This is a genomic window from Psychrobacillus sp. FSL H8-0484 (genome assembly GCF_038005325.1).
Taxonomy (GTDB): Bacteria; Bacillota; Bacilli; order Bacillales_A; family Planococcaceae; genus Psychrobacillus.
On the sequence record NZ_JBBOSZ010000001.1, the window covers coordinates 219,597 to 237,453 of the forward strand.

The following is a 17,857-nucleotide window of genomic DNA, read 5'->3' on the forward strand; positions in this document are numbered from 1 at the left end:
ATGATTTAGGGTGAAAGTTCATGTATTAATCTAAAGGGGGAAAAACGAATGGCAATGATCGGTACAGTAGTAGTGTACATAATTATGGCGTGTGCAATTATGGGGGCTTTTGCAGCGATTAAAAATCCAGAGGAAGGTCTTGGAAAAGAGTTTATGTCTGGTCTTCATGCAGTTGGTCATATTTTTGTTCCAGCAGCTGGTATTATGGCATCTATACCTTACTTAACATGGTTTATTGATAAATTTATAGGTCCGATTTTCCATTTCATTGGGGCAGATCCAGCGATTGCGGCAACAGCAATATTGGCATCTGACATGGGAGGATATCAGTTAGCGAATGCATTAAAGGAATCCTATGAAGGATGGATTATGGCGTTGGTTGTCGGTTATATGGCTGGAGCGACTATTGTGTTCTCTATCCCAATGGGACTAGCTATGCTGGATAAACGAGACCATAAATATATGGCTCTTGGTATTATGTCAGGAGTACTGACAATTCCGATTGGGGCATTTATTTCTTCAGTATTACTAGTTCTTTTTGATACTAAAGTTCGTGATGTGATTAGTACAACAGCCGATTCAACGTATGAATTTGTTATAAGTTATGGGCAAATTTTGATCAACTTAACGCCTTTACTCATTTTTGTAATATTAATCGCAGCAGGTCTAAAATTCTTCCCAAGGGGTATGATTTCAGGCTTCATGATATTTGGTCGCGTGATGGACGCTGGTATTAAACTAGTATTAGTATTCTCGATTGTAGAAATTTTTACTGGTCTATTCACAACTATTTTTGGTGCGTGGGGCTTCGATCCGATTATGGCTGATAAAGAGGATCAGTTCCGAGCACTTGAAACTGCAGGGTACATTGGAATCATGCTAGCAGGTGCTTTCCCGATGATTTACTTATTACGTAAGTATGCATCGAAACCATTAGAAGCAGGTGGACGCAAGATTGGGCTTACATCTGTAGGAAGTGCAGGTATTCTAGCTACTATTGCGAATATCCTAGCAATGTTCTCGTTAGTGCGTTATATGCGACCGAAAGATAAAGTAATTAATATATCATTTGCTGTTTGTGCGGCGTTCTTGTTAGGGGATCACTTGTCCTTTACCGCTAACTTTCAACCGACCATTATATTGCCAGTAATTTTAGGGAAATTTTTAGCTGGTGTTTGTGCTATTGCCTTTGCATACTGGTTGTCTGTTCCGACTGCATTAAAGCTAGAGGAAAAAGATCGTGCAGATGGTACAATACGTCCGGGTGAATATTTGGAAGATGAGAAAGTTCCATCCAAAGCTTGATAATTCTTTGCACATGAAAGGAGTGGTATTATGAGCGAAGAGAAAAAGAGATTTATACAAGAATTCGTTCCAGGTAAGCAAATTACACTCAGTCATTTAATTGCAAATCCAGACTCAGATATGTTTGTAAAACTAGGAATTCAAGAAGCAGGAGCACTCGGGATTATGACTTGCACTCCAAGTGAGACGGTTATTATTGCAGGGGATTTAGCTACAAAAGCAGCCAATGTAAACATAGGATTTTTGGATCGATTTACAGGAAGTCTTGTAATTGTTGGTAGTGTTTCAGAAGTAGACATGGCTATGCATGAGATTAATCGGTTTTTATCAGAAAGACTAGGTTATACGCCTGCAGAAATTACAAAGTCATAAGGACGTGTGAAAACCATGAAAAATAGAGCAATGCTAATAGGTGCAATTGGTGTGGGGAAATCCACTTTAACAAATGCATTATTAGGTAAAGCTGTACCTGCTGTTAAGACGCAAACATTAATCTATTATGACTGGATAGTAGACACGCCAGGCGAGTATACAGAAAATCCATTTTTTTATAAAAATATTATGGCTACAGCATTAGAGGTAACGCATGTGCTTTATTTGCTGGATGCAACTAGTGGGAAAATGATTTTCCCCCCTGGGTTCAGTATGGGTTTTTCAAAATTACCTATCGGTGTAATTACCAAAAGTGATCATCCAGATGCGAATTTAGCTCGCTCGATTGAAATGATTCGCTCAGTTATTTCGTATGGACCTATCGTTATCACGTCCTCTATTAATGGAGCTGGTATAGAACCGCTAAAGGAATTAGTAAAGATGGATGATATGGAATCGATGAAAAGCTATGTGAAGAATTCACAAGATGAATGTTTATTGTTCACGGATCAACTTTACAGTTCTCGGAATCTTTGATATATTTACTGTTATCAATCAAAAGTTCATAAATCGGCAATGACGCCTTTACTTACACGTAGAAAATTCTGCGTGTATAAGTAAAGGCGTTTTTTTTTTAAAGAATAAGAAAGTATACGCTATTCTACTCGGTATTGTTTAGCTTCAGCGCTTTGCCCCTCGGGGCAGACATAGGCGCTTGCGCATTTCTGTTAGAGGCGAGGGATGAGTATGTTCGATTTCAACCGCAAAGAAGAAACAATAATAAGTGCAGGAATTGATATAGGCACTAGCACTACGAAATTAATTATTAGCCGATTCTCATTAATGAATCTAGCTGGAACTACACATGTTCCGAGAATAGAAATTGTAGATAAAGAAATTATTTATAAAAGTCCCATATTCAGAACACCACTAAAAGACGCTTCAACTATTCATGTTGCAGAGGTTGAAAAAATCATTCGATCCGAGTACTCCAAAGCAGGGATTGAAGCGGCAGAGATAGAGACGGGTGCGGTCATTATTACTGGGGAAACCGCAACTAAGCATAATGCACAAGAAATGCTCCACTATTTATCCAATGAAGTTGGAGATTTTTTAGTAGCAACAGCTGGACCAGATTTGGAAGGAATTATCGCAGCTAAAGGTTCTGGAGCATACGATTATTCTGCTCGAAGCGGGAAAGTTATAGCGAATATTGATATTGGTGGAGGGACTGCAAATATAGCAGTCTATAAAGATAAAGAGCTTCTTGGGACATGTACGATGCACATTGGCGGTAGGCTTATTGAGTTTCGTGAAGGGGAAATAATATCTATTTCTCCACCTATACAAAGGCTAATAGAAGAGCAGGGAATCTTGCTAAAGGTAGGAGATTCAAAGGATGCCAAGTATATACGACTTGTCACTCAATTTATGGCTGAATCTCTTAGTAGAATTCTAAAAAATGAAGTGCAAGAAAAGGACCATGTTCTGTTATTAGGTCATTCTCCTAACTGGAAAGATGATGTGGAAAGCATTGTATTTTCAGGCGGTATTTCAGAATGTATATACACTCATGAGTTGGGTGTTCATTCAACAGCTGAATATGACGATATTGGTCAGGATCTTGCATTAGAGCTTCAACAAAATGAAGCACTAAATAGTTTTTCGTGGTTGGAGCCTATTGAAACAGTGCGTGCGACGGTGTTAGGTGCTGGAACACAAACAACGGAAATAAGTGGAGCAACGATACAAGTATCTACTCAGGATTTACCGGTTAAAAATCTACCTGTATACAATTTTAACTTTCATTCGAATTTGCAAGAAGGATTAGAAAGATTTGATGCAGAGATTAAAAAGGCCATCGATTTGTATGATGCTACAAGAGAAGGTCAGAATTTTGCACTCTATATTTCAGGATTACCTTATATGGGATTTAGAGATATTCAGAAGTTGTCAGAAGCAATTATACAAGTAATGGAACAACGTCCAGATCCAACTCTACCGATCGTACTAGTTGTACAAACAGATCATGCAAAGGTAATGGGGCAAACGTTATTAGCGATGAATGTACAGCAAAGTATTATATGTATCGACCAAATAAGCGTGGATCACGGAGACTATATGGATATTGGAAAATCACTAGAATCTGGTGTTGTACCAGTGGTAGTGAAGACATTAACGTTCCACTCGTCGTAAAGGAGGGTGTTCAAAAGTGAACTTAAAATCAGTATTAGGCGGTATTAGTTATAATTTCAAAGATTTAAAAGAAGTAATGGCAAAGGCAAATGAAGAAAAATCTGGGGATCGTTTAGCAGGTGTTGCTGCAGAAACTGTTCAAGAACGTATTGCAGCTAAAGCGGTGCTAAGTGAAATAATATTAAGTGATATCCGTAATAACCCTTTAATCCCTATAGAGCAAGATGAGGTTTCACAAATAATTGAAAGCGATATCAACGAAAGAATTTATGGTGAACTTAAAAACTGGAGTGTCGCTGAATTACGAGAATATATTTTAAGTAATGATGTTGGGGACCGAGAATTAAAGCGCATTAGTAAAGGATTAAATTCTGAAATGATAGCTGCTGTGGCAAAAATAATGTCTAATCTCGATTTAGTACATGCGGCTAATAAAGTGGAAATCCTCACTACTTGTAATATTACGATTGGTCAAAAAGGAACGATTTCTTCTAGGCTACAGCCTAATCATCCGACAGACAATGTAGACGGAATGATTGCTTCTTTAAAAGATGGCTTGTCCTATGGAATAGGCGATGCAGTTATTGGGATTAATCCAGTAGATGACTCGGTAGAAAGCGTGAAGCGACTACTTCATGCAACGCATGACTTTATTAGTGAGTGGAAAATCCCTACACAAAACTGTGTTTTAGCACACGTTACAACGCAAATGAAGGCAATTGAGCAAGGCGCACCGGCAGATATGATTTTCCAAAGTATTGCTGGAACTGAATTGGCTAACAAGTCGTTCGGAATTTCTGCGGAACTTATTGCAGAAGCCCGTCATTTGGCAATGAAGCAAGGAACTGGTACAGGACCACAAGTGATGTATTTTGAAACAGGTCAAGGTTCCGAACTTTCTGCAGAAGCACATTTTGGAATCGACCAAATGACACTTGAATCTCGTAACTACGGCTTTGCTAGACATTATGATCCGTTTATTGTGAACACAGTTGTCGGGTTTATCGGACCAGAATATTTGTATAACAACAAACAAGTTATTCGTGCTGGGTTAGAGGATCATTTTATGGGGAAAATGCATGGTCTACCAATGGGGGTAGATATTTGTTATACAAACCATATTAAAGCTGATCAGAATGATATAGAGGATTTAGGCGTTTTATTGTCTGCTGCGGGAGTGAATTTTATCATTGCTACTCCAATGGGAGACGATTGTATGTTGAATTACCAGTCGATGAGCTTTCATGATGTGGCGACATTACTAAATACGTTTAGTAAAACACCTGCCCCAGAGTATTTGAAGTGGCTTGAAAAAATGGGCATTTACGAAAACGGTCGTCTCAGTGCTCTTGCTGGTGACCCGACTATATTCACACGTTAGGAGATGACATATGTGAATGAACAACTAATTGAACAAATTACAAAAATGGTAGTGGAAAAGCTCCAAATGAGTAACGTGAATACGAATTCTCAGGATAAAAATCAGGAGCAGCCAATGATTAACTTGTATCAAAATGAGCCAGTTAATAGTATTGCTGAAGCAAAAGTGACTTCCACGCCAGTAGGAGAAGTAAAATTCTATCAATCAAATGAAGCACCGAAAAAGCTAGAAGAGAAAACTCCAGTAAGTAAAAAAACTGTTTCTTTGAATGATGAAAAGAAAGAAAGTTACCTAGCGGAGCTACGTAAAAAAACGCCTTCACGTATTGCGGTAGGTAGAGCAGGCTCAAGGCCTAAAACAAATACTTGGCTTCAGTTTCGATTTGACCATGCAGCAGCAGTAGATGCAGTTTACGGAGAGGTTCCACAGGAAATATTAGATAGACTAAATTTCTTTCAAGTTCATACAAGAGTACAAGACAAAGAAGAGTATATTAGAAGACCTGATTTAGGCAGAAGGCTATCTGACGAGTCTAAAAAAATGGTTTTAGAAAAATGTAAACGATCGCCTAAAGTACAAATCGTTGCATCCAACGGACTTAGTGCAAAAGCGCTGGAGGAAAATTTAGAAGACGTTTACCTGAGCTTAGAGCAGTCACTAAAAAATTTAAATATCGATTTAGGTACAACTTTCTATGTAGATAAAGGTCGAGTAGCGTTAATGGATGAAATAGGAGAGCTGTTACAACCCGATGTCGTAATCATATTAATTGGAGAGCGACCAGGTCTACTGTCAGCGGAATCATTAAGTGCTTATATTTGCTACAAACCGAGAGTTGGAACAATTGAAGCAGATCGAATGGTTGTTTCCAATATTCACAAAGGTGGGATTCCTGCTGTAGAAGCTGGGGCCTATTTAGGTACACTCATTCAAAAAATCTTAAAGTATGAAGCAAGTGGTGTGTCGTTAGTAAAGAAAGAAGGATAGGAGGTTTCTAGACTCGTATGAAAAAAATTCATGCAAATATTTTGTCCATGCAAGTTATTTCAAACGTGGATGCCGGCCTTGCTGAAAAGCTCCAATTAAAACCCTATCAAAGAAGCTTAGGCTTATTTACAACGACGATTGACGACGTTGGCTATACAGCTGCTGATGAAGCTACGAAAAAGTCGGATGTAGAAGTCGTCTATGCAAAAAGCTTTTATGCCGGAGCAGCGCATGCTTCTGGGCCTCTTTCTGGAGAGTTTATCGGTATAATTGCCGGTCCTTCACCAGAAGAAGTGAAAAGTGGGCTTGAATCTATTCGAATTACGATAGAAAACGATGCTTATTTTGAAGCAATCAATGATGATGAGAATCACGCGCTATATGCCAAAACAATTTCAAGTTGTGGAAGTTATTTAGCAAGTGTTGCTGGAGTAAAAGAAGGTCAGTCCCTAGCCTATTTAATCGCGCCACCTTTAGAAGCAATTGTTGGCTTAGATGCTGCTTTAAAGGCTGCGGATGTTCAGGTAAGCGAATTCTTTTCGCCGCCATCTGAGACGAACTTTGGAGGAGGATTACTCACTGGTAGTCAATCGTCCTGTCAAGCAGCAGCAGATGCATTTAGGGATGCAATTTTTAACATGGCGAAGCGGCCATTAGATTACTAGGAAAGGAGTAAATGCTTTGGTTACCGTTATAGATAAAGATTTATTAGCTCTTCAAGAAATGCGAACTGCAGTTCAAGCAGCAAAAGCTGCCCAGAAAGTGTATATGAATTTTACACAAGAGCAAGTCGACCAAGTTGTAAAAGCAGTTGCAAATGCAGCTTTTGCAGAATCTGCTAGACTTGCGCAAATGGCAGTAGAAGAAACAGGTATGGGAGTAGCTGAACATAAAAAGATTAAAAATGAAGTTGGCTCTAGAGATGTTTATGAAAGTATAAAGAATGTAAAAACAGTCGGTATTGTAGGAGAAGATAAAGTAAATAAAGTAGTAGAGATTGCTGCTCCATTTGGAGTAGTAGCTGGAATCATTCCAACTACAAACCCTACGTCTACTGCGTTCTTTAAAACGCTAATCTCATTAAAAACAAGAAATGCTATTGTAGTAAGTCCTCACCCATATGCGGTGAACTGTACGCAAGAAGCTCTTAAAGTATGTGAGGAAGCGGCAGTTACTGCAGGCGCTCCTAGGGGGCTTGTGCAATGTTTAACGATGGCTTCTATGGAAGCGACACAACAGCTTATGAAGCATCCGGATATTAACCTCATTTTAGCAACTGGTGGGGGGGCTTTAGTAAAAGCGGCATATAGCTCTGGGAAACCAGCGTATGGAGTAGGTCCAGGAAATGTTCCTGTATATATCGAGCGCACTGCAAAAATTGATAAAGCAGTGGAAAATATCGTTAATAGTAAGTCTTTCGATTATGGAACGATTTGTGCAACGGAACAGGCAATTGTAGTGGATCGAAATGTAGCAGAATTAGTGACTCGTGCTCTCAAGAAAAATGGAGCTTACATATTGTCTGATACAGAAAAGCTAGCAATGGAGAAGGTTATCTCACCAATTCCAGGCAAGGTGAATCCTAAAATTGTTGGTAAGAGCCCACAAACGATTGCGAATCTTGCTGGTATTTCATTGCCAGAAGGTACTCGTATAATAGTTGGGATGGAGACGAAAATTGGGAAAGATGTTCCGTTTTCGTTAGAAAAGCTTTCGCCGGTGTTTGCGATGTATATTGCATCCGACGTCAATCATGCGAAGGAACTCTGCTTGTCTCTTTTACAGCTTGGAGGTATGGGGCACAGCCTTTCTCTTCATACAGAAACAGACGCGGTTGCTCGAGAATTTGCAATTGAAATGCCTGTTTCTAGAATTATGGTTAATACGATGTCTTCTGTAGGAGCTGTAGGAGGAACAACAGGCTTAATACCTTCTTTGACTCTAGGCTGTGGCACATTCGGTGGTAATATTACATCCGATAACGTAACTGCGAAGCATTTATTGAATATCAAGAGAATGGCTTATGGAATAAAAGAAGTAAATCTTCCAACACATGAGCCAATATCTTCTTCTGATGATGACGTAACAGAGCAAGTTGTATCAAGTGTATTACATTCGTTGGGTTCAAATGACTCAGTCGATCCAAATGTAGTGAAAGACTTAGTCAGTGAAATAGTAAAAAAATTATATAAATAATATATCTTAGGAGGAAATGAATATGTCAAGAGAAGGTACAGCATTAGGAATGGTAGAAACAAAAGGATTAATCGGTTCAATTGAGGCTGCAGATGCAATGGTGAAGGCAGCAAGCGTTAACCTAGTAGGGAAAGTACACGTTGGTGGAGGAATTGTAACTGTATTAGTTCGAGGTGATGTAGGTGCAGTAAAAGCTGCAACAGACGCAGGAGCGGCAGCAGCACAACGTGTAGGAGAATTATTATCTGTTCATGTAATTCCAAGACCACATAACGAGCTTGAAATGATTTTACCTAAATTAGAAAACTAATAGTTTGTTATAACCCCTTCTGAAACGAGTTTTGCTTAGGAGTTAATATAGCTGAGTTGTATTTGATAAGAAAGGCGGTACTAAGATGAATCAGCAATTGATTGAAAAAATTGTAGGGGAAGTTTTAGAACAACTAACAAAAGTTGGACAGACGCTTCCAAATGATTCAATTCCAATCGCTGTTTCTGCCCGTCATGTTCATTTGTCTCCACATCATGTGGAAGCGCTTTTTGGTAAAGGGTATGAGTTAACAAAAAAGGCAGATTTGTCTCAACCAAATCAATTTGCTGCCAATGAAACAGTAGTTATAGCAGGACCAAAAGGTAGCATCGAACGAGTTCGAGTACTTGGTCCTGCTCGTTCATTGACACAAGCAGAAGTAAGTTGGACAGACGCGATGAAGCTAGGAGTAAATCCACCGCTTCGTGAATCAGGAGATATTGAAGGCTCTGGTGCTTTTACAATAATCGGACCAAAAGGAAGTCTCTTTTTAGAAGAAGGACTAATCATCGCACAAGCTCATATTCATATGGCAACTGCAGACGCTGCTCGTTTTAATGTGCTAAATGGAGAGTGTGTGTCAGTAGAAGTGAATGGTGTTCGCCCAATTGCTTATCGAAATGTAAAAATTCGTGTTTCCGATCGTTACCGTTTAGAAATGCATATCGATACAGACGAAGCGAATGCTGGTTTTATTTCAAAAGGAGCAATTGGTCGTCTGATGAAATCTGGAGAAGTACACACTCCAGTTCGGGTAGAGCCCCAAACATCCGAGGTAGAGAGTAGTAGCAAATCTGTTTTGCATTTTCAAAAGAAGCTACTTTCAAAAGATGATGTAAGAGATATAAAAGAAAAAGAAATTGTTCTAGAAAAAGGGACAATTGTTACAGCACTTGCACGTGATACTGCAAGAGATATAGGTATATCCATTTCGTTTAGAAAATAGAAGCAGGTGATGACAGCATGCAAATAGGAAGAGTTATCGGAAACGTTTGGGCAACTCGTAAAGAGGAAGGGTTACAAGGGATAAAATTACTCATTGTGCAGCCCGTAAACGTGCACGGAAAACCAGTGAAAACCCAGTTTGTTGCTGCCGACCGAATAGGTGCTGGTATCGGAGACGATGTACTCGTTACTAGCGGAGGTTCATCACGTTACATAATGCGTGATAATCCAATTCCCATCGATTCAGTAATTATTGGAATTATTGATTCGACTGAAGTAGAGAGAGGTGAAATCGATGAGTCAAGCAATTGGGATGATTGAAACAAAAGGGTTAATTGGTTCAATCGAAGCAACAGATGCAATGATTAAAGCGGCGCATGTAACATTAATCAAACAAGAAATGGTCGACGGTGGAATTGTGACGGTTGTTGTTCAAGGAGACGTAGGTGCAGTGCAAGCAGCTGTAGATGCGGGTCGTGAAGCAGCAAAGCGTGTAGGAGAGCTTTTAGGAGCTCATGTTATTCCACGTCCAGACCAATCTGTTTTTGATATGATTAAACCTCTTGACTACAATAAATACGAAGAAAGTAAGCAACCAACAAAGCATTCACGAGCAAAGGTAGTAAAAACAGAAGCTAGCCCACCAGCAGAATCGTGAGGTATTGGAAAGGGTGAAAACACTTGGCTTTTCGGAGAAATAAAATTGCTGTAATTGGTGCTGGTTATACAGGAGCTACTGTAGCTTTAATGGCAGCACAAAAAGAACTAGGAGATATTGTGCTTGTAGATATTCCAGAACAAGAGAATCCTGCAAAAGGGAAAGCGCTCGATATTCAGGAGACAGGTCCAGTTCAACGCTTCAATTCAAAAATTACTGGTACATCTAACTATGAACAGATAAAAGACGCAGATCTGGTTATTATTACAGCAGGTATTGCTAGAAAACCAGGCATGAGCAGAGATGACCTCGTTAATACAAATGCGAAAATTATTCGTTCCGTTTCTGAACAAGTGAAAAAGTACGCTCCAGACAGCTATGTATTAATCTTGAGCAATCCTGTAGATGCTATGACCTATGTATGCTATAAAACAACGGGATTCCCTAAAAATAGAGTGATCGGTCAATCCGGTGTCTTAGACACTGCACGATTCAATACATTCGTTGCAGAGGAATTAAATATTTCTGTCGAGGATATTTCAGGCTTTGTATTAGGTGGACATGGAGATGATATGGTTCCACTTGTGCGCTATTCATACGCAGGTGGAATACCACTGGAGAAAATCATTCCGAAAGACCGTCTAGATGCAATTGTAGAGCGAACTAGAAAAGGTGGCGGCGAAATCGTCGCGCTACTCGGAAATGGTAGTGCATACTATGCACCAGCTGCTTCACTTGTGGAAATGGCGGAGTCCATTATTCGTGATAAAAAGAGAATATTACCTTCAGTTGCATATTTAGAAGGAGAGTACGGTTACAGTGACTTGTATTTAGGAGTACCAACTGTAATTGGTGGTAATGGGATAGAAAGTATTATCGAACTTCCTTTAACAAACGAAGAAAAACAGGCGTTAGATAAATCGGTAGAGTCTGTTCGATCAGTCCTTAAAATTTGCAACGTATAAAAAGCATTCCATCTACTTTGGAATGCTTTTTTCAATGAATAAGAAGACACCCGTGATTTAACACTCATACCCCCTACTCGGACTCGGCATTGTCCAGGTCAGGTTTCCCGATGCTTACCGCTCGCTTTCCCGCAGGAGTCGAGTGGACGCTTCTCCAAACCCCAAAAACGATCCTTTCTACTTTTATGTACTCATTCATGTTGGAAAACTTTATTTTCCAACATTCTCCATAAGATTGCCGGAAAAGAGGAGCTTGATGTGACTCAGTCAAATCAAGCTCCTCTAAAAATCCCACGGTAATAGTATAGCCAATGTTTCGTCCAAAGCCCTTGGGAATTGGCAAAAGGCATATTGCACTTAAAGGGCGCTTGCGCTTTTCTTATTTATATAGCTAGAAGAACGATTGAGACGACCGTTCCATTGTCACTAGAATCCACGTGAATTTGTCCAGCATGTGCTTCGACGAGCTGTTTAGTGATAGCGAGCCCTAAACCTGTTCCAGAAACCTCAGAGGTTGTATTTGTACCTCGGTAATATCGGTCAAACAAGTTCTCTAGCTCTTCTGTCGGAATTCCGTTCCCATCATCCCTCACTTGTAAGTACACATTGTCTTTCTTTTTCTCAATTTCAATAAACACTTTTGTTCCATTAGGTGTATGTTTTATCGCATTTCCGACTATATTATCGAGTACCCGGGCTAATAGTTTCGGATCAAAGAAAACATGAGCTTCTGGATGACCAGTGGGCTGTTGTAATTCCATCCAAACAGAGCTATTTACATAGCCTACGATAAAGTCAAAAAGGTTTAAATCTATTTTATGAATAGCAATCGCATTATTTTTTAGTTGGTACGTGTACGTCAAATCTTCTATTAATGCATCCATGTATGTTGCCTTTTCCTGCATTGTTTTGGCGAAATGCTTCACTTCTGCATCCGACCATTCATAATCGTTCGAAGCTAGCATTGTTGAATATCCGTAAATCGAGCTAAGTGGCGTTTTTAAATCATGTGAAAGGCCAGTAATCCAGTCCTCACGAAGTTTTTCCGTTTGCAAAATTTTCCGTTCGTTTTCTTGTAACGTATGTGTTAATCGAGATAGTGACTGATCTATATCTTCATATACACGGTATTTACGTTTAAACCTGCCAGTTTTTTTAGTACGCAGTTTTCGATCATCTAAAGAAGCATAGTCTTGTTTCCCCAACTTTTCGATTCGTCTCAAAAAATATAAAACAGGTCGCCCAAATCGATTTCCAATCCAAAAGGAGAAGAGAAGTGTAAATAATAAAAGTAGGACATGGAAGACTAGAATCCCAACGACAAATTTTTTAATGCCGTTTTCAAGTGCAGGTTCAAAAGGATTATAGTGTGAGTTTCTTAGTCTTACAACAGCAGTGGTTCCATCTTTTAATATTTCCGAAGCAACGATTTCTTTCCTTTCCATATAGTCATGAGAACCAGCAAGGATTTCAATACCACTCAATTCTTTTTTTGAGTCACCAAAAATAACTTGCTCTCGTTTTCCAGCTGCATTGTAAATTTCAAAGCTAGCGTTTGCATTAGCTAGTTCTTTTTGGATTTCTTTTGACAGCTCTGCAGGGTACTGCTGAACGATTGTTGATAATAATTGCTGTGCAAGATGGTTATCAATGAATACTAAATACAAGCCATTCCCTTGATTCCAAACGAAGGATTTGCTAGATTTCGTCATTTCAACAAACTGTGAAATGGAATAGTTTGTACAGCATTTAAAGCCTTTTTTTGAACTAGCTAGTACAGTACCGTTTGTATCTATTAATTGAACAACCCCGCTATTAGCATTTGCAGAATTTATTAGTTTTTGTGATAAATGATAAGTGCCATCTGCATCCATCTTAAAATCTGATTCTAGCTCAAATGCATCTAACTCACGGATATTGGAGTAACTACTAGTACTTGTAATATCGAAAAAAAAGTATGCAGACAGTCCGAAAGAGGCAATCAGTAAAAAACCATAAAATGAAACGAAGTAAACTAAAAATCGAGCAGTCATTTTTCCAGATAAGCTCATATTACCGTTCCTCACTAATGAGCTTGTAGCCAATCCCGCGAATCGTCAGGAGAAGCTGTGGACTTCCTGGGTTCACTTCAATTCTCTCTCGTAACTTTCGAATATGTACCATAATGGTATTATCATCGATAAAATGTTCCTCGCCCCATACTTGCCCATAAATTTGTTCTTTTGATAATACTTGTCCAGGATGTTCACAAAAGAAATGGAGTAAGTGAAATAGTTTTCCGGCTAATACAGTAGTTTTTCCTGCAACGGTAAGTTCTGCTGCTTGAATATCTAATTGAAAGCCTCCGAAATCATATACAGGTTTTGACTTTGTAATGGAGGGTAAGTATCTTTTCATTTGTACTTTCACGCGTGCTGCAAGCTCCATTGGATTAAAAGGTTTTGTAATATAATCATCTGCTCCGTACATAAAGCCTCTAATTTTATCTGCATCATTTGCTTTTGCTGTTAAGAAGAAGATCGGTGCGTCTGATTGTTTTCTAATATGTTCTGCTAAATCGAGACCTGTTCCATCAGGTAACATAATATCTAATATATATAAATCATACGTATTTTGTGTAATATGTGTAGTGGCATCTTTAATGCTTGTACAAACATTGATATTGTTAAATCCTTCTTTTCTTAATACGATATCCACCATGTCTCCTATTGCTTGTTCGTCATCTACAACTAGAATTTTCACATCTACCATTTATCCCACTCCACCATTTAAGATTTCTTTAAGGTACGTTTCATTTTGATATAAGCTTTCTATCTTATACTAACAAATGAGCGATAGAAAATTCTAGGAGGACTACGAATGAATTTCCAGAGAGTAAGACTGATAGATAGCTTAAGAGGGCTTAGCTTGTTCGGTATTTTACTGGCAAACTTACTTATTTTCCAGTATGGAATATGGGGAAAGGAAGAAATTTCTTTCTTCTCTTTGTCTAATATAGATGTTGGTGCTTATAAATTTATCAAAATAGCTGTCGAAGGTAGTTTCATGCCAATCTTTACGTTTCTATTTGGATATTCCATTATTAAGCTTGTAGAGTCGTTAAAAAGTAAAGGCGTAAGAGTGAAGTGGCATTTAGTAAGAAGGTTTCTAATGCTAATGGTTATTGGAATATTGCATAGTACTTACTTGTGGGAAGGTGATATTTTATTCTTCTACGGATTGATGGGATTCTTTCTCTTACTTTTTATTAATAGAAAAAAGAAAACGCTTATCATTTGGGGAAGCATTTTATTTTTACTAACGAGCGCAATGGGGTATGGAGTATATGAAGAAACGAAAGAAGAAGCTGAAAAAGCATCTTCTTATATCGTACAGACAAATGATGTATATAAAAATGGCACGTATTTGGAGATTAAAGATCATAGGGAAAATGAAAGTCCGTTACTGTTAGAGAATGAAATTTTCTTGCTATTTGCGATGATTTTAGCTCCTTTTATGACAGCACCGTTATTTTTATTCGGAATGGCCGCGGCTAAAGGGAAAATATTTACTAAACCCCACGTAGAACAAAGATGGTATAAAGTTGGAGCGATACTTTTGCCAGTAGGGCTTGCGTTAAAAAGTGTGAGTGTAGTAAATGAAGAAAATGCGTGGTCAGCAATATTATTAACTGTAGGTGCACAGCTGCTTTCGCTTGGATACATCGCAGCATTTTCGATTCTGTTTGTATCATTTTCAAATTCGATTGTATTTCGTGGATTCGAAAGTGTCGGCAAGCTTTCTCTTACAAACTATATAATGCAAACTGTTATTTGTACGACTATTTTTTACGGGTACGGGTTAGGGCTTTTTGGAGAGCTTGGAATGCTGAACAGCATAATTCTAGGGCTAGTAATTTTTGCTCTGCAATGTGTGTGTAGCACGCTATATTTAAAAATGTTTCGTCGTGGTCCACTCGAGCATATTTTACGAATAGGAACTAACTTTTCTTGGAATGGATCTGTGAAGAAAAAGAGAACTTTCTTTAAAAAATCAGAAAAAGTAAACCTAGAAAGTGGAACTATATAATAAATCCTTAAAATAAAATGGGTGATGAAAAACAAATTGTTTTTTGTCACTTATTTTTATATAAGAATTAAGAAAATATACAAATTTTGATGCCAGGAACAGGTTGATTTCCACTGCAGGCGGACGCTTTCCAGGGGCAAGCATCAAGCAGCTTCCCATGCTCCTGCGCAAGCTCGTCGGAAAATTTAATTTCGCTGCGCTCAGTCCAGGGAATGGACTGGTGTACTTTCATTTGCTTATCAAAATGTTAAGTGGACATAGAGAAAAAATAGGCAGTATCGATTGCTAAAGAAGCGAAGCTGCGGCCGAAATTGTATCTTCGGACGCCTTTAAAAAAGTAGGAAAGTATTTCTTCTCTCATTATCCAAACCAAATGTATCATGTCTATGCACATCCAGCTCATCTAAAAATCCCACGGTAATAGTATAGCCAATGTTTCGTCCAAAGCCCTCGGGAATGTAAAAGACAAGATGCACTTAAAGGGCAGCATATGCCGCAATCCTGTTTTTTATTGCTTAAATCCATTCCAATATTTCTATTCGATTACCAAAAGGATCGTGTACATATATTCTGTTTGCTCCAGGTAAATCTGTATCTACAATGAAGTTAATTTCATTTTTTGTTAAATGCATTTTTAATGCCTCTAAATTTTCTACTTGAAACGCGGGGTGAGCCTTTTTGGCTGGAGCAAATGGTTCCTCAATCCCTATATGAATTTGATAGGTACCGAATTGAAACCACACACCACCTCTTTTCCCTAAAATACCTGGTTTTTCTACTTCTTGAAAGCCTAATATTTCACAAAAAAATTTTCTGGCAATTGTTTCTGAACCTATAGGAGCAGCTAGTTGAACATGATCGATTGATTTAAATGCAAATGACATGGTAAATCCCCCTTGTTTTGTTCTAGTTTAATCTTATCCTAAAGAAAAACATTTGGAAATTTTATTGTAATGATGATTGTACATAAGAATTACTTATGTAGAAAAAAGTACTGACTGGATCTTGGTGATGTTTGAAAGCGTTTATTTGTAATTTGAGTTGAGTGGACAGAAAATTTTCTATCCGGTCAGAAATCCATTTTTCCGGTCATATTTATTTCTATCCGGTCAGAAAAAATTCTGAACGGTCACAAATTCGTTTATCCGGTCACAATCTACATACTACATCAACATAAAAAGGCTTCCACCATCATCTGGCGGAAACCCATTTTACATTTTCAACACTATTTTATTAACCGTATTTTGATTTCGTGCAGTAGATACCATGCCAAGCTTCTTTTCAAAAAAAGTATTCGTAAATTTGGTCTGATGATAATTTTTCGACAGACTAATAATGAGATTTCTTTTATTTAGGACGACGAAGTCATCATCAACTAAGCTGTCTAGTAAATCTTGCTGTTCATCCGTAATTTCTTGCGCTAAAAACATGACATACACCTGATCCTTTATGAAAATTGGATGCTGTTGAATCTCTTCCAATTCTTCCTTCGAACGGACAACAACCGGTATGTCAAAGCTATAAGTGCCACGTAGCGAATTCTCCATTTGCTGAACATCGTATGTTTCATTATCAAAAATAACATTTCCAGTTTGTATATACGTCCGTACATTCTCATAGGCCATATTTTCAAAGAGGGCCTTCAATGACTTCATATCTACTTTATTTTTAGCACCAAGATTAATTCCACGAAGTAAAGCAACAAATGACACCCTCACCACTCCCATGTGTTCTAACTATAACTAGTATAAACCAAACCACAAGTGATTCGTACAGCTTACTATTAATACGAATAAAAACATAGCTGACATAGCTAAGTCCACTTTACCTATAGAAATGACATGGTAATAGCTACTTCTTCGCTCTCCTATAAATCCCCGAGCCTCCATCGCAAATGCTGCGCGTTCTGCTTTTCGAACAGCACCAGCAAGCATTGGAATCAATACTCGCCGAATGCCAAGCAAACGCTGTAAAGCATTTTTCTCTCTAGCTACTCCTCGTAAGCGTTGTGCTTGCCCGATTTGCACAAATTCATCCTTCAAAACAGGTAAAAATTGATAGCCGACCATCACACCATATGCGATTTTTGGTGATAGCTTCAATTGTTGCATTAAACTCAAGATGAATGTAACAGGGTTCGTTGTTAACGCGAACAATAAAGACAGGCTAGAAAATGCTAACACGCGAAAACTCAACGAAAGTGCATGATCCAACTGCGATACAGTAATTTCCACTCTCCCCAAAGTCCAAATAACAGTACCAGATTGAGCTTCTGCAAAAACAAGTGTGGTCCAAAAATAACCAAAAGCCGTAATAAAAAATGGAAGCATTAACAAAAACCATTTCTTCCAATTAATATGACTAAACAACAGTTGCAGCACAAGCACACCAATCCAGAACACAAGCGGTGTCCATGGATCAAAAAAGAACGCCATCGTAAACATACAAACGGTAATTAATAAAAACTTCACCGA

19 protein-coding genes are annotated in these 17,857 nt (G+C 38.4%); 14 read left to right on the plus strand and 5 right to left on the minus strand.

Features of this window, described 5'->3' with window-relative positions; genetic code table 11:
* The first annotated feature begins 48 nt into the window (after positions 1-48).
* From eutH to mdh, 13 genes are all read left to right on the plus strand, one after another.
* Positions 49-1,305, plus strand: coding sequence for an ethanolamine utilization protein EutH (gene eutH, locus MHH81_RS01140; protein ID WP_340916976.1), 1,257 nt, complete (start codon positions 49-51; stop codon positions 1,303-1,305).
* Between the two features lie 30 nt (positions 1,306-1,335).
* Positions 1,336-1,677 (plus strand): BMC domain-containing protein, encoded by a 342-nt coding sequence (locus MHH81_RS01145; protein WP_340916978.1) that lies wholly within the window; start codon positions 1,336-1,338, stop codon positions 1,675-1,677.
* A gap of 15 nt (positions 1,678-1,692) precedes the next feature.
* The gene (locus MHH81_RS01150; protein ID WP_340916980.1) at positions 1,693-2,214 is read left to right on the plus strand and encodes a EutP/PduV family microcompartment system protein; all 522 of its coding nucleotides are present in this window, start codon (positions 1,693-1,695) and stop codon (positions 2,212-2,214) included.
* A 210-nt stretch (positions 2,215-2,424) separates the two neighbouring features.
* Positions 2,425-3,873 carry an ethanolamine ammonia-lyase reactivating factor EutA gene (locus MHH81_RS01155; protein WP_340925079.1) on the plus strand — a complete coding sequence of 483 codons (1,449 nt, stop codon included), beginning with the start codon at positions 2,425-2,427 and terminating at the stop codon, positions 3,871-3,873.
* A 16-nt stretch (positions 3,874-3,889) separates the two neighbouring features.
* A complete protein-coding gene (locus MHH81_RS01160; protein ID WP_340916983.1) occupies positions 3,890-5,254 on the plus strand; it encodes an ethanolamine ammonia-lyase subunit EutB in 1,365 nt (454 codons plus the stop codon).
* Between the two features lie 12 nt (positions 5,255-5,266).
* Positions 5,267-6,241 (plus strand): ethanolamine ammonia-lyase subunit EutC, encoded by a 975-nt coding sequence (gene eutC / locus MHH81_RS01165; protein WP_340916986.1) that lies wholly within the window; start codon positions 5,267-5,269, stop codon positions 6,239-6,241.
* 17 nt (positions 6,242-6,258) lie between these two features.
* Positions 6,259-6,906: an ethanolamine utilization microcompartment protein EutL gene (gene eutL, locus MHH81_RS01170; RefSeq protein WP_340916988.1), complete on the plus strand. Its 648-nt coding sequence runs from the start codon at positions 6,259-6,261 to the stop codon at positions 6,904-6,906.
* Between the two features lie 58 nt (positions 6,907-6,964).
* On the plus strand, positions 6,965-8,437 hold the full coding sequence (locus MHH81_RS01175; protein ID WP_340925080.1) for an aldehyde dehydrogenase family protein: 1,473 nt from the start codon (positions 6,965-6,967) through the stop codon (positions 8,435-8,437).
* Positions 8,438-8,459: 22 nt separating this feature from the next.
* On the plus strand, positions 8,460-8,747 hold the full coding sequence (locus tag MHH81_RS01180) for a BMC domain-containing protein (protein WP_144512570.1): 288 nt from the start codon (positions 8,460-8,462) through the stop codon (positions 8,745-8,747).
* Positions 8,748-8,832: 85 nt separating this feature from the next.
* Entirely contained in the window at positions 8,833-9,693 is an 861-nt protein-coding gene (gene pduL / locus MHH81_RS01185) for a phosphate propanoyltransferase (protein ID WP_445678059.1), read from the plus strand.
* Positions 9,694-9,710: 17 nt separating this feature from the next.
* Positions 9,711-10,013 carry a EutN/CcmL family microcompartment protein gene (locus MHH81_RS01190; protein WP_340916990.1) on the plus strand — a complete coding sequence of 101 codons (303 nt, stop codon included), beginning with the start codon at positions 9,711-9,713 and terminating at the stop codon, positions 10,011-10,013.
* On the plus strand, positions 9,988-10,350 hold the full coding sequence (locus MHH81_RS01195; protein WP_340916992.1) for a BMC domain-containing protein: 363 nt from the start codon (positions 9,988-9,990) through the stop codon (positions 10,348-10,350). Before MHH81_RS01190 ends, MHH81_RS01195 begins: the two co-directional genes overlap by 26 nt.
* 23 nt (positions 10,351-10,373) lie before the next feature.
* Complete coding sequence (gene mdh, locus MHH81_RS01200) at positions 10,374-11,315, plus strand: malate dehydrogenase (protein ID WP_340916994.1); 942 nt, start codon at positions 10,374-10,376, stop codon at positions 11,313-11,315.
* 383 nt (positions 11,316-11,698) lie between these two features.
* Here mdh and MHH81_RS01205 read toward each other — a convergent pair whose 3' ends face one another.
* Entirely contained in the window at positions 11,699-13,366 is a 1,668-nt protein-coding gene (locus MHH81_RS01205) for a sensor histidine kinase (protein WP_340916997.1), read from the minus strand.
* A 1-nt stretch (position 13,367) separates the two neighbouring features.
* Positions 13,368-14,066 carry a response regulator transcription factor gene (locus MHH81_RS01210; protein WP_340916999.1) on the minus strand — a complete coding sequence of 233 codons (699 nt, stop codon included), beginning with the start codon at positions 14,064-14,066 and terminating at the stop codon, positions 13,368-13,370.
* Positions 14,067-14,174: 108 nt separating this feature from the next.
* On the opposite strand from MHH81_RS01210, the gene MHH81_RS01215 reads away from it, so the two are divergent.
* A complete protein-coding gene (locus MHH81_RS01215; RefSeq protein WP_340917001.1) occupies positions 14,175-15,383 on the plus strand; it encodes a DUF418 domain-containing protein in 1,209 nt (402 codons plus the stop codon).
* Positions 15,384-15,898: 515 nt separating this feature from the next.
* Here MHH81_RS01215 and MHH81_RS01220 read toward each other — a convergent pair.
* The 3 genes from MHH81_RS01220 to MHH81_RS01230 all read right to left on the minus strand — a co-directional run bounded on the left by MHH81_RS01220 (position 15,899) and on the right by MHH81_RS01230 (position 17,854).
* Complete coding sequence (locus tag MHH81_RS01220) at positions 15,899-16,267, minus strand: VOC family protein (RefSeq protein ID WP_340917003.1); 369 nt, start codon at positions 16,265-16,267, stop codon at positions 15,899-15,901.
* Positions 16,268-16,594: 327 nt separating this feature from the next.
* Complete coding sequence (locus MHH81_RS01225) at positions 16,595-17,095, minus strand: DUF1697 domain-containing protein (RefSeq protein WP_340917005.1); 501 nt, start codon at positions 17,093-17,095, stop codon at positions 16,595-16,597.
* A 30-nt stretch (positions 17,096-17,125) separates the two neighbouring features.
* Positions 17,126-17,854: an energy-coupling factor transporter transmembrane component T family protein gene (locus tag MHH81_RS01230; protein ID WP_340917007.1), complete on the minus strand. Its 729-nt coding sequence runs from the start codon at positions 17,852-17,854 to the stop codon at positions 17,126-17,128.
* Positions 17,855-17,857 lie beyond the last annotated feature (3 nt).

Coding starts and splice junctions, on each gene's coding strand:
- MHH81_RS01145 (WP_340916978.1), top strand. CDS start 1,336: ATGAGCGAAGAGAAAAAGAGATTTATACAAGAATTCGTTCCAGGTAAG.
- MHH81_RS01195 (WP_340916992.1), top strand. CDS start 9,988: ATGAGTCAAGCAATTGGGATGATTGAAACAAAAGGGTTAATTGGTTCA.
- MHH81_RS01150 (WP_340916980.1), top strand. CDS start 1,693: ATGAAAAATAGAGCAATGCTAATAGGTGCAATTGGTGTGGGGAAATCC.
- pduL (WP_445678059.1), top strand. CDS start 8,833: ATGAATCAGCAATTGATTGAAAAAATTGTAGGGGAAGTTTTAGAACAA.
- MHH81_RS01180 (WP_144512570.1), top strand. CDS start 8,460: ATGTCAAGAGAAGGTACAGCATTAGGAATGGTAGAAACAAAAGGATTA.
- MHH81_RS01155 (WP_340925079.1), top strand. CDS start 2,425: ATGTTCGATTTCAACCGCAAAGAAGAAACAATAATAAGTGCAGGAATT.
- MHH81_RS01220 (WP_340917003.1), bottom strand. CDS start 16,267: ATGTCATTTGCATTTAAATCAATCGATCATGTTCAACTAGCTGCTCCT.
- MHH81_RS01215 (WP_340917001.1), top strand. CDS start 14,175: ATGAATTTCCAGAGAGTAAGACTGATAGATAGCTTAAGAGGGCTTAGC.
- MHH81_RS01190 (WP_340916990.1), top strand. CDS start 9,711: ATGCAAATAGGAAGAGTTATCGGAAACGTTTGGGCAACTCGTAAAGAG.
- MHH81_RS01175 (WP_340925080.1), top strand. CDS start 6,965: ATGCGAACTGCAGTTCAAGCAGCAAAAGCTGCCCAGAAAGTGTATATG.
- MHH81_RS01205 (WP_340916997.1), bottom strand. CDS start 13,366: ATGAGCTTATCTGGAAAAATGACTGCTCGATTTTTAGTTTACTTCGTT.
- MHH81_RS01210 (WP_340916999.1), bottom strand. CDS start 14,066: ATGGTAGATGTGAAAATTCTAGTTGTAGATGACGAACAAGCAATAGGA.
- eutH (WP_340916976.1), top strand. CDS start 49: ATGGCAATGATCGGTACAGTAGTAGTGTACATAATTATGGCGTGTGCA.
- eutL (WP_340916988.1), top strand. CDS start 6,259: ATGAAAAAAATTCATGCAAATATTTTGTCCATGCAAGTTATTTCAAAC.